The 11349-nt window shown below is 51.5% G+C and carries 10 protein-coding genes and 1 pseudogene; 6 read left to right on the forward strand and 5 right to left on the reverse strand.

Annotation, left to right across the window (positions count from 1 at the left end; all coding sequences use genetic code 11):
* From ALO_RS14630 to ALO_RS14640, 4 genes and pseudogenes are all read right to left on the reverse strand, one after another.
* A partial coding sequence (locus ALO_RS14630; RefSeq protein ID WP_040293547.1) for an IS3 family transposase occupies positions 1 to 455 on the reverse strand: 455 nt, incomplete at its 3' end.
* 86 nt (positions 456 to 541) lie between these two features.
* Positions 542 to 865, reverse strand: a complete 324-nt coding sequence (locus ALO_RS23230; protein ID WP_238528281.1) for a helix-turn-helix domain-containing protein — start codon at positions 863 to 865, stop codon at positions 542 to 544.
* A gap of 48 nt (positions 866 to 913) precedes the next feature.
* Positions 914 to 1222: pseudogene (locus ALO_RS23825) on the reverse strand (helix-turn-helix domain-containing protein); the annotation flags it as partial.
* 255 nt (positions 1223 to 1477) lie between these two features.
* The gene (locus tag ALO_RS14640; RefSeq protein ID WP_004097213.1) at positions 1478 to 2533 is read right to left on the reverse strand and encodes an AraC family transcriptional regulator; all 1056 of its coding nucleotides are present in this window, start codon (positions 2531 to 2533) and stop codon (positions 1478 to 1480) included.
* Positions 2534 to 2872: 339 nt separating this feature from the next.
* Here ALO_RS14640 and ALO_RS14645 point away from each other — a divergent pair, with 339 nt between their 5' ends.
* From ALO_RS14645 to ALO_RS23235, 5 genes are all read left to right on the forward strand, one after another.
* Positions 2873 to 4063, forward strand: coding sequence for a mandelate racemase/muconate lactonizing enzyme family protein (locus ALO_RS14645; RefSeq protein WP_004097217.1), 1191 nt, complete (start codon positions 2873 to 2875; stop codon positions 4061 to 4063).
* Between the two features lie 145 nt (positions 4064 to 4208).
* Positions 4209 to 5519 (forward strand): CitMHS family transporter, encoded by a 1311-nt coding sequence (locus tag ALO_RS14650; RefSeq protein WP_004097219.1) that lies wholly within the window; start codon positions 4209 to 4211, stop codon positions 5517 to 5519.
* A gap of 186 nt (positions 5520 to 5705) precedes the next feature.
* Entirely contained in the window at positions 5706 to 6551 is an 846-nt protein-coding gene (locus ALO_RS14655; protein WP_004097221.1) for a methyl-accepting chemotaxis protein, read from the forward strand.
* A gap of 205 nt (positions 6552 to 6756) precedes the next feature.
* A complete protein-coding gene (locus ALO_RS14660; RefSeq protein WP_202945790.1) occupies positions 6757 to 7611 on the forward strand; it encodes a MipA/OmpV family protein in 855 nt (284 codons plus the stop codon).
* Between the two features lie 144 nt (positions 7612 to 7755).
* Entirely contained in the window at positions 7756 to 8862 is a 1107-nt protein-coding gene (locus ALO_RS23235; RefSeq protein ID WP_004097225.1) for a phosphatase PAP2 family protein, read from the forward strand.
* Positions 8863 to 8875: 13 nt separating this feature from the next.
* Here ALO_RS23235 and ALO_RS14670 read toward each other — a convergent pair whose 3' ends face one another.
* Positions 8876 to 9568: a helix-turn-helix domain-containing protein gene (locus ALO_RS14670; RefSeq protein WP_040293551.1), complete on the reverse strand. Its 693-nt coding sequence runs from the start codon at positions 9566 to 9568 to the stop codon at positions 8876 to 8878.
* A gap of 209 nt (positions 9569 to 9777) precedes the next feature.
* Between ALO_RS14670 and hcp the strand changes: the two genes are divergently transcribed.
* The gene (hcp, locus tag ALO_RS14675) at positions 9778 to 11343 is read left to right on the forward strand and encodes a hydroxylamine reductase (RefSeq protein ID WP_004097229.1); all 1566 of its coding nucleotides are present in this window, start codon (positions 9778 to 9780) and stop codon (positions 11341 to 11343) included.
* Positions 11344 to 11349 lie beyond the last annotated feature (6 nt).

Genomic DNA, 11349 nt, shown 5'->3' on the forward strand with positions numbered 1-11349 from the left:
TTGTCATTGTGGTCGCTCATGGCAAAGGAGACAATTCTCCTGTCGTAGAGGTCCAGAATGGCGCTGAGGTAGAGCTTGTGCACTTCGGGTCCCACATAGTATTTGAACTCGGTCGCATCGGTCAGCCACTTCCTGTTAGGGGCATCGGCATGGAAGTGGCGTCCCAGATAGTTCTTTGCCACATATTGTGGCGATGCCGCACTCCGGGTGCAGCCATGCCGTCTGAACTTAATGGTGGATTGGATGTGCAGCGCCCGGGTGATCCGCAGGACGCGTTTATCGTTGACATGGATACCTTGATATCTGTCCAGTTCATCTCGTATCCTGCGATAGCCCATGTCCGGGTGGGCATCATGAATTTTTTTCACCTGCTCCGCAATGCGCTCATTTTCCTGCTCACCCAGGCTCTTGGGACGCCTCCGCCATCGGTAATACGCCGACCGTGTGAGGTGCAAGCAGTTGCAGAGTTTCCCTACTGGAAAGCTACGTTCCTCAGAGAGTCTTTTCACGGCTTCATAGGCAGACCCGTTTCGCACGAACCCTAGCATCGCCTCCTCTCCAATTCCTTCACTTTTTTTAGCAAGGCATTCTCCATTTCCAAATCCAAGTTTTTGCGCTCTAGCTGGGCGACTCTATCCCGCAGTTCCTCTTCTGGGGTCCGACTAGGCAGCGTTCCGGCACGATGTCCACGCCGGTCTTGCAATCCAGTATTGCCCATCTCCCGGTATTTTTTGGTCCAGGTGTAGACCTGTTGGTAAGAAACCTGATATTTGAGCGCCGTAGCACCATAATTGTTTTCCGTGGCAATGCACTCTCTTACGATTTCCAGCCGCTCCTCCTGGGTTGTTTCTCTACTTTTCGTCATGTGGCTCCCTCCGCTCTGTTCTTTGAAGTCCTCATGACGATTATACACCTTGAGCCAAGCCTCCAGCTGTCGGCTGGATCGGATTTGATACCGTTCACAAATTTGCCGTCGGCTTCCTTTTCCCGCGAGGTATTCTAACACGGCCCTATGCTTTGTCTCTTTACTATAGCGGCGATTTCGCTCCTGCGGCAAGAATCCGGTCGGCCCTTCCGTTCTGTACCGGCTCACCCACCGTTGAAGTGTCGCCCACACGATCCCTCCCCGCTTGCAAGCTTCTTTTTGCCCCATTTTCCCAGATAGATACTCTTCTACGATTCGCAATTTTTCTTCTGCTGATAGTTTCCCTTTTTGCGGCATAATTTTCCCCCAGATAGGACAGTGTTTTTTGTTTCACTGTCCTATCTGGGGGTAGCATATCATTGTCCTGGATGCTCCGTTTTTTTACTGTCGGCACTGCAGCGGCCAAGTGAATAAATTCCGGCTGCGGGGCCGATCTGTCTCTGCCGCACTGCAGGCAATTTCTATTCATGATCGCCCAAAACGGTGCAATCAATGATCTGATTGCGGCGGGACCGCGTATTACATAAGATCATATTGTGACGGCTGCGGCAATCAATTTTCAACGATTTGCAGCATTGCCCGGCACAATCTGGTTAATTCCCGGCGGTCCAGATCGGTTTGGTTCTCTATTTTGCGGGTAGGGCAGTCAAGGAGCGGCAGGGAGAGCGGAGTATCAGGTCCTACTTGCAAGTATTCGAACAGTTTCTGCTCAACATTGCCTGTACCGACGGGCAGATAATTGCGCTGATTTTCCATAACTGCCGGCAGGTTTTCGCTGCCGACCGAAAAGCGGTATTGGCTGGGCGACTTTTGAAAGATAACCTTAAAGCGCGTGCTAAATGTTTTTAAATCGGGAAATCCGCTGTCGAGGGCGATTTGTGTGAGCGGTTTTTGGGTGGTATTCAGTTCGTGGAGTGCGTGCCGCAAGCGAATCCGGTTTAAGTATTCATAGAAAGTTACCCCTACGTTGGATCGGAAAAATGAGGATACATAGGTTCGGTTGTATTTGGATATTTTGGCGACTTCATCTAAGCTGATTTTTCGACTGTAATTATGCTCCAGGAAATGTAGGATGTTCTGGATGATTTTTTGATGACTGAGCCCGTAGCCACGGGTGGGGTCCACATGCGTATCTAAGGGAAAATCAGATAAAAGGGAAGCGTTCAGCAGCAAAAAAGCCCCTTCGGCGGCCAGCCTGGCCGCGAAGCCATCTCTTGCCAAGGCAAGCAGTATTTGCGCTGCGAGGGCGCGCAGCCTGCGAAATTGATCGTCATGCCTGGTTGCGTCGTTGGATATGCAGGAAATTTGCAGATTTGTGTTTTCTTCAAAAGCGGCTTTTAAAAACGCCGGATCAAAGCGGAGCACCATGGCGATGCTGCCGGGCTCTCGCAGCAGCGATGCATGTCCTTTATTGGAATTGACTAAAATCAGGTCGTCTTCTTTGAGTACATGGGTCTTGCCCTCAATGCAAAAGTCAATTTCTCCCCGCAGCACGATGCTGATCTCAATATCTTTATGCCAGTTAAAGCGATAGCGGTTAATGTCATGAATATATTGCTTCAGTAAAATACCTTTTTGCGGATCATCCAATGTATAGTAATAGTTCATTGCGCCCCCTGCCATTATTATTTATTGATTTCAGTATATAAAAGTTTGCTCTGCAACACAAATATTTTAATCATCCAGTTTTATACAATCGGAATATTCTCCCCATGGTAATTATTCTGCTGCAATTTTTAGCCTGGCCAGGAAAGTTGGCCGCAAGATATTCTCAGTTCTATTAAAATGAAGTGGGCGAAAATTTGTATGTGCACAGAAAAATATTGAATTTAGGCTATAAAGGTTGTTTTCAGACAAAACAAAAAGTTGCAAATAATATCAATGCTGAAGTCAAATGGGATGCTTATAATGAAGCCATAACCGATCAAATGCATTGGAGGGTGTAACATGAAGATCATCGATGTAAAAACTGTCCCTGTGAACCGATTTTTATTTGTCGAGATTCATACTGACGAAGGCATTACCGGCATTGGCGAATCAGGCGCCTGGGGGTTTCTGGATGCTTCGCTGGAAGCCGTCAATTCCTTCAAGACCTACTTAATCGGTCAGGACCCTTTGCGGATAGAACATCACTGGCAGTACATGTACCGCTGTTTCCATTTTCGCGGGGCAGCCATTATGGGCGCTTTGAGCGCCATTGACATTGCCCTTTGGGATATTGCCGGCAAATATTTTAACACCCCGGTGTACAACCTTTTAGGCGGCAAATGCCGCGATAAGGCAAGAGTTTATTATCATGTGGGCGGCACCACAATTGAAGAGATGCTCGCCAACTTAAAGGAGGCAAAGGCGAAAGGCTTTACGGCGGTCGGTCATTTGAGCCCGTTCCTGGACGAAGACAGGAGCGCTCCGTACTTTGAAACTCATGCGCAAAAAATTGGCAACGCCATTGAGCGGGTGCGGCTGTACCGGGAAGCTGTCGGTGACGAAGTAGATCTGTGCGTCGAAATTCATCGCCGGTTAAGGCCGGCAGAAGCGATCGCCCTGGCCCGCGGCATTGAAAAGTATCATCCGTTTTTCTACGAAGACCCCACTACGCCGGATAACTTTGATTCCATGGAGTTTATTGCCGGCCATACGGATATCCCCATCGCCACCGGGGAGCGTTTCCACACCCCGCAGGAATTTGCGCAGATTATCCGGCGAAACGCCGCTACTTATCTGCGTCCTGATGTCTGCCTGTGCGGCGGCATTACCGGCGCCAAGAAAATCGCGGCCTTGGCTGAAGCGAGTGACTTGATGATCGTGCCGCATAATCCGCTCAGTCCGGTTAGTACCGCCGCCTGCACCCAAATTGCGGCTTGCATCCCTAATTTCGCTCTGCAGGAATTCCCCGGAGATGACCGTCCGGCGGCCACGGAACGCTATATTGGACATAACATTGAGCATAAAGAGAGTCAATTCCGCCAGGGGGAAGTGGTTAAGAAGACTTTCCGGGTAGAGAACGGATTTCTGATTATTCCTGAGACTCCCGGCATTGGGGTTGAACTTGCCGATAATGTAGCGGAACGTTTCCCGTATTCACGGCGGCCGATCCAGACCCGTCTGCATATTGACGGCTCCGTAATTGATCAATAATCAGTAGTGATTACCGCCAGCCCTTGTATGCCCGTACGAATTTGCAACAACGAGCCATTAACGGCGCACTAAGACAGGCCGGCAACTTATGGAGGCTTACCGGGGCTGGCGGTAAGCGCGCATAAATCAAAAGGGAGTGAGTTGGATGTTGGCTTTATTAGGAACTGTGACAATCGCAATGTTTGTATTCTTGATTTTTACTAAAAGGCTGCACGTAATCACCGCTCTGATCGCCGTTCCGATCGTCGCCGGTATTATCGGGGGTTTTGGCCCTAAACTCGGCGCGATGATGTTTGACGGAATTAAAACCACCGCACCTACCGGCATTTTGATCATGTTTTCGGTCATGTTCTTTTGCATTCAAATGGATACGGGGCTGTTCAATCCTTTAATTCTGAGAATTGTATCAATGGTAAAAAACGACCCGCTGAAAATTTCCGTTGGCACTGCCGTATTGACGCTGGCTATTGCGCTGGATGGCGAGGGTGTCACCAATTTTGTGATCTTATCTTTGACGATGCTTCCTATTTACCGCAGATTAGGCATGAATCCGCTGATTTTTACCTGTTTGGCGTCACTGGCCAATTATCTGATGAATTCGTCACCCTGGGGCGGCCCTACGATAAGAGCCATGACGGTATTGCAGCTTGGCGTAGAAGACCTGTTTACCCCGTTGGTTCCTGCCATAGGCGCAGGGATGCTCTGGCTGGTTGTTGTGGCTTATATCCTGGGAATGAAAGAGCGCAAGCGGTTGGGTTATGTGAAGGGAAACGATCTTGAGGTGACTCAAGTGAGTGCGGCCGAAATAGCCGCAGCCCTAAAGCAGGATGAAACCACACTGCGGCCTAAACTCATGTGGATTAACCTGGCATTAGTCGTAACGGTCATGACGGCTTTGGTCATGAATGCCATGCCTCCCGCCGTTTTGTTTATCATCGCCTTTTGTGCAACACTGATCATCAATTATCGCGACTTTGGCCAGATGGAGGAGCGTATTCGAGCGCATGCGGGTAATGCACTGTGGGCAACTATTGTGGTTTTCGCCGCCGGCATATTTACCGGCGTTTTTCAGGGAACCAAGATGATCGACGCAATGGCTCTTGGCCTGGTTTCCCTTATTCCGGATGCGCTAGGACCGCATATGGCCGTTATCTGCGGCGGGATCAGTTATTTATCGACGCTGGTCGTAAGCCCGGATGCATTCTATTTCGGTGTGCTGCCGATTGTCAGCAAAGCTGCCGCCTACTTTGGAGTGGCGCCTGTTGAATTAGGCAGAGCCGTTCTTCTCGGACAACTCGGCTATGGCATAAGCCCTTTGGTGGCGGCGCCGCTTTTGCTATGCTCGTTAACTAAAGTCGAATTTTTTGAGCATCAGCGTTTCGCTTTTATCTGGGGGCTGTCAACCGCGCTGATTATGATGGCGACTGCGGTTGTTATAGGAGTCATCCCGCTGTAAACGGGGCGGGAAGGGCGCCGATGTCTTATTCCTGTGGCGTTTTACGGTGATTATTGTTGTAGAAATAGAATCATCAAAGCATGGCAGGGGCTGTCTCATTCCGGATTTTAACCCGGATTAAGACAGCCCTATATTTTTACATTCTGTATAGCATCCAGGTTTTCCGTCTCAAGGGATTACCGTTCCTTGATCACAAATTGTCTGCATGTATCCATCACGGCGATTGCTCAGGGTACCGAGCTGCAGGCGAATTCGGTTAGTTTCAGTAACCAAATTGTAAAACATATCTCAACGGATACGGAACGGATTGCCGGTAAGGCGTGTGAACTGTCGGAAATTGCCCAGGATGTTTCGCAGAAAGCTGATTTGGGTAAACAGGCAGTAGAGCAAGCGGTTGAGCAGATGAAACAGATCGAACAGGAATCGAAGGCTGCACAGGCGGCAATTGAGGAATTAGCCAAAGATTCGCAGGAGATCAGCAAAATTATCAATCTTATCACGAGTATTGCCGGACAGACGAATTTATTGGCGCTCAATGCAGCGATTGAGGCTGCCAGGGCTGGCGAACAGGGAAAAGGGGTTGCCGTGGTGGCGGACGAAGTCAGAAAGCTGGCCGAAGGGTCCAGTCAGGCAGCGCAGCAGATTGGGGTATTAATTCAAAGGAATCAAATGAGTATGCAGCTGGTGGTCGCATCAACTCAAACGGGCGCCGACGGTATCAAAGAAGGGATGATCGTTGTCGGTTCCGCCGGGGAAACCTTTAAAGGGATTGTGGGAGCGATTCTCCAATTAACCGAGCAAATGAAAGCGATTTCAGAATCCCTCAGTCAAATGATGATGGAGAGCAGGACATTGGCGGCAAATATTCAGGGAATCGATAAGGTGAGTGAAGAAACCGTAGCCGAGTCACAGACCGTATCTGCAGCAACAGAAGAACAATCCGCATCCATGGAAGAAATCACCGCTTCCAGCGAAAGTTTAGCTAAACTAGCCGGCAAATTGCAGGAGGCGGTGGCTGGATTTCGAATATAAAAAAACCGGTGAAATACGGTCTTGATTCTTACAATCTGTCCGCTGTTTTAACGAACATTCAAGATGCAGCGGAGCGTCAGGCAAAACCTGACGCTCCGCTTTTGCGTAAGCGAAAACCGCGTGCTTATGCAATAAGATATGTTATAATAATTTTGGCTATATTGTGCACACTCTTTTTAATCTTCGTATACATAAGAGCACTTAATTGGTTGTTCTCTTAACACTCAAGCACTTTTACGCTGGAAGAAAGGAATCGCAAATGACGTATTTTTCCCATTCTTTCAAAACGATCAGCCGTTCTGTTCCTGCTGCGATTGCAACTTTTGCCATCGCCATTTCTTGGGCGCCGGCGGCGGCAGCACAAGCAGCCGATACGGACAGAAGCGATGCCGCAAAGTGGGGGCTTGGCGCAGGAGTCGCCTTGGCCCAGAAACCCTACCGCGACATGGACCGGGACGTGATCGCCCTGCCCTTGATTTCGTACGAGAATAAGTGGATTAGCGCGTCTGTCGCGACGCTGGACCTGAAACTTTTTTCAAATGAAGCCGTCTCTTGGCGATTGCGGGTACATTACGCCGGAGACGGCTACGAAGCGGATGACTCCCCGTTCCTCGCGGGTATGAACGAGCGCAAGGGAAGCGTGTGGATCGGCGGTGCAGTCAACTGGAAGACCCCTGCCGCCAACTTTTCGGCCGAGCTTCTCGGCGACGCCTCGGGCCATAGTAACGGTTCTCGCGCCAGGCTGCAAGTAAACCGACGCTTCCCGTCCGGCTCCTTTGGCGTCACGCCGCGGTTGGCGGTCGAATGGGTTGATCGCAAATTCGTTGATTACTACTACGGTGTGGAGGCATCGGAAATGCATATGGGCCGCGGCTTCTATGAAGGTACGGCCACCGCTAATGCCGAGGCGGGCCTGCGTGTAGACTACAGCCCGACACATCGCTATACCGTGTTCCTTGATTTGCGTGCCACCCGGTTCGGCAGCGCTATCAAGGACAGTCCGCTGGTCGGTTCGGCAAGCCGAACCGCAGTGAGCGTCGGCTATCTCTACCGTTTTTGACCTGCGTGATCATCAAACCCCATGGCTTCCAGCGCTGTGCCGGGGTCTGCCATGCTTGCAGAAAGGGTGCCGGGCAGTTACAAACTTCAGAAAGTGAGTGGTCCCCTGTTGAATAAAAGTTTGGTGCAAAGGATATGGCGCAGGATGGTTCTGGTCTGTATCCTATGCTTTTTCATTCAGCCCGTAGTTTGGGCCGGTGGTCCGGACGCATATCCGGATCTTTTCTCCCACGGGAACGTCACTGTGCAGCAGGATGAACGGATTGGCGATTTGGTGGTCCTGCAAGGAGATGCCGTAATCCACGGGCAGGTAATGCAGCGCGTGATCGTGGTAAATGGCAATGTAATTACTGCCCCCGGTGCGCGTGTGGAAGGTCTGCTTATGATTCTGGGCGGGAATCTCCGGTTAGCGCCTGGCTCCGACGTAACAAAATTAGCTGTTGTTTTATCGCAGCCACAGCCGCTTGATCAGTGGGTCTGGGTGCTATGGGCTATACTTGGCTGCAGTGTCCTGCTCCTGGGGCTGCTGGTTCCTTGGATGGCCCGCCGGAGCCGGTCAGCTTCTGCGTGCCAATGGGTGGGGGAACGTATTTTGCCTTTTCGCCGACGGTATCCCTGGGTGTATCTCTTACTGGGACTGGGCGTGAGCGCCCTGATGTTGTCGCTGTTCATTGAGGTGGCTATAGAGACATTGCTGCGCAATGACATGGAAATCTTGGACGGCATCGTGATCTGGTTTGTCCGGTATTTTGCCGGACCGGGGCTTGATAGCGCCGCCATCTTTATCACAAATCTCGGGTCCAGCTATTTTTACGGCATATTTGTCCCTGTCGTATTATGTGTGCTGGCCTTTTTCCACCGCTGGCGGGAAGCGCTTTCTCTGGTGATCTGCCTGAGTGGAGCGGCTATCTTAAACTTAGGGCTTAAACATTTGTTTGAGCGAGCCAGGCCTGAAGCGTTTCGAGTTGTGGAAGAGACCGGATATAGCTTCCCCAGCGGCCATGCCATGGTTGCCCTGTGTTTCTACGGTATTATTCTGTATTTAGTCAGCCGCGTCGTGGCCTCCTGGTCTTTACGCATAGGTTTGTTTTATGTCGGGATATTCTTGGCGGCGGCGATTGGCATCAGCCGCATTTACCTGGGGGTTCATTACCCCAGTGATGTCATCGCCGGATATCTTGGCGGATCTACTTGGCTGGTCTTTTGTATTGTCATGTTGGAATGGCTGGAGAAGAAACGGGTTGAATCGTAGCAGCCGGCCCCGGTCATTCGATAAATTCTTTCAGGCTTTCCATATCCAGAATTTTGAGCGACGAGCGGAAAAAATCGATGAGCCCTTCGCTGCGCAGACGTCCCAGTTCCCGTGACAGGGCGGTACGGGAAACATTGAGAAAATCGGCCAGATCGTTGCGCTTGAGGGGGAGGACGAAGGTCGTCTTGCCCTGTGATTTGTATTGCTCCAGCAGGTAAGTGACAATCTTGGTACGCAGACTCTTGATGGTCAGGTATTCCACCTTGCGGTTCAAGAGCAGCGCTCTTTCCGACACGATGCGCAGCATGTTGCGGACCATTTGGTTGTGGCCGTCGCAGGCGCGGGGGCAGGTGCCGGTGATTTTCTGGGGCGGCAGGAATACCGCCGTGCATTCGCTCTGGGCGAAGACGGAGGCAGGCCAGGCCGTTCGGGTTGAAAACGCGATCATTTCACCAAACATGCTGCCTTGATTCAGCACAGTCAACACCGAGCGGGTACCGGCCATATTCTCCTTCACGACTACCGCTTCCCCTGTCAGCAAAATGCCCAGGCCGAAAAATGGTTCGCCCTCGACGGCGATGAAGCTGTTCTTAGGGTGGGTGGATAGCTTGGGCTGCAGGCAATTGAGCATGTCCGCCAGTATATCAGGAGAAATGCCGGCAAACAACGGCGTTGCCGTCAGTATGTCAATCCTTTTTTTCTGCAGTGCATCAACTTTATCTCGCACTTTTTGTGTCTCACCTCTCATTTGGTAGCCATAGCTACCGATTTTTTATTTTCATTGTATTACAATGAGGGTGAAAAAAGCAATTACCACCTAAGGAGGTTTCGACACTGGCGGAACCGTCCGTGAGGATTAATCTGCTGGTTTTTGCGCAAGCAAATCAGAAATAAAATATGGGAGGGTATTTCATAATGAGTGAAATGTTTTGTTTTCAATGTGAACAAACCGCCGGCGGCAAGGGCTGCACCAAAATAGGCGTGTGCGGCAAAAAGCCCGAGATCGCCAATAAGCAGGACGAACTGACCGGTGCGCTGGTCGGCCTGGCCCGAGCCGCTGCCGGCAAGACGCCTGGTCAAACAGCGGATCACCTGATGCTGCAAGGACTGTTTGCTACCGTTACCAACGTCAACTTTGACCCGGACCGTATCGATGCCCTCATCCAGGCAGTACGGACCGAGAAAAACAAGCTGGACGCTACCGCTAAAGATTTTCCGGCAGCTGATCTGTGGAGCGGCAACGAAGATATTGTTTCGCTGCGGTCGACCCTGCTGCTCGGCCTGCGCGGCATGGCGGCCTACGCCTGGCACAGCGCCATACTGGGTAAAGAAAATCCCGAAGTGACCGCCTGGTTCTATAAAGGAATGCGGGCGCTGGGCGAAGAACATACCGCCGACGCGTGGCTGGGCCTGCTGATGGAATTTGGCCAGGTCAACCTTCAATGCATGGCCCTGCTGGACGAAGCCAACACCACGGCTTACGGCCATCCTGTGCCGACCACCGTGCCCACCACAGTGGAAAAAGGTCCGTTCATTGTCATCAGCGGCCACGATTTGCACGATCTGAAGCAACTGCTGGAGCAAACCGAAGGCAAGGGCATTAATATTTACACTCATGGTGAAATGCTGCCCGCCCACGCCTACCCGGGCCTGAAGAAATATTCTCAGCTGAAAGGCAACTTCGGTACTGCCTGGCAGAACCAGCAAAAAGAACTGGATAATATCCCCGGCCCCATTTTGTTCACCACCAACTGCCTGATGCCGCCGCGGTCTTCCTACAGCGACCGGGTGTTCACCACCGATGTGGTCGGTTATCCCGGTCTCACGCACATCGAAGCTGTTAACGGCAAAAAGGATTTTAGCGCGGTTATTAAAAAAGCCCTTGAGCTGGGCGGCTATAAAGAGGAGCAGAAGTTTACCGGCATCAACGGCGGCAGCCAGCTTACCACCGGTTTCGCCCGCAATACCGTTATGGGTGTTGCCGGTACGGTAATCGACGCCGTCAAGGCCGGAGCTATCAAACACTTCTTCCTGGTCGGCGGCTGCGACGGCGCCAAGCCCGGCCGCAACTACTACACCCGCTTCGTGGAGCAGACTCCCAAGGATACAGTCGTTCTTACTCTGGCCTGCGGAAAATACCGCTTCAATGATCTGAACATCGGCGAAATCGGCGGTATTCCCCGCCTGCTGGATATGGGTCAGTGCAATGACGCCTACTCGGCGATCCAGGTGGCCGTGGCCCTGGCCGGCGCCTTCGAGTGCAGCGTGAATGAACTGCCGCTTACCCTGGTGCTTTCCTGGTATGAGCAAAAGGCGGTGTGCATCCTGCTCACTCTGCTGGCACTGGGCATCAAGAACATCTACATTGGCCCATCCCTGCCGGCGTTCCTGTCGGGCAACGTGCTCAACATCCTGGTGGAAAAATTCGACCTCAAACCGATTAGCACACCGGAAGCAGATCTGAAAGCCATTCTCGGATAACCTATC

Origin of the sequence: Acetonema longum DSM 6540, from assembly GCF_000219125.1 — a bacterium.
Taxonomy (GTDB): domain Bacteria; phylum Bacillota; class Negativicutes; order Sporomusales; family Acetonemataceae; genus Acetonema; species Acetonema longum.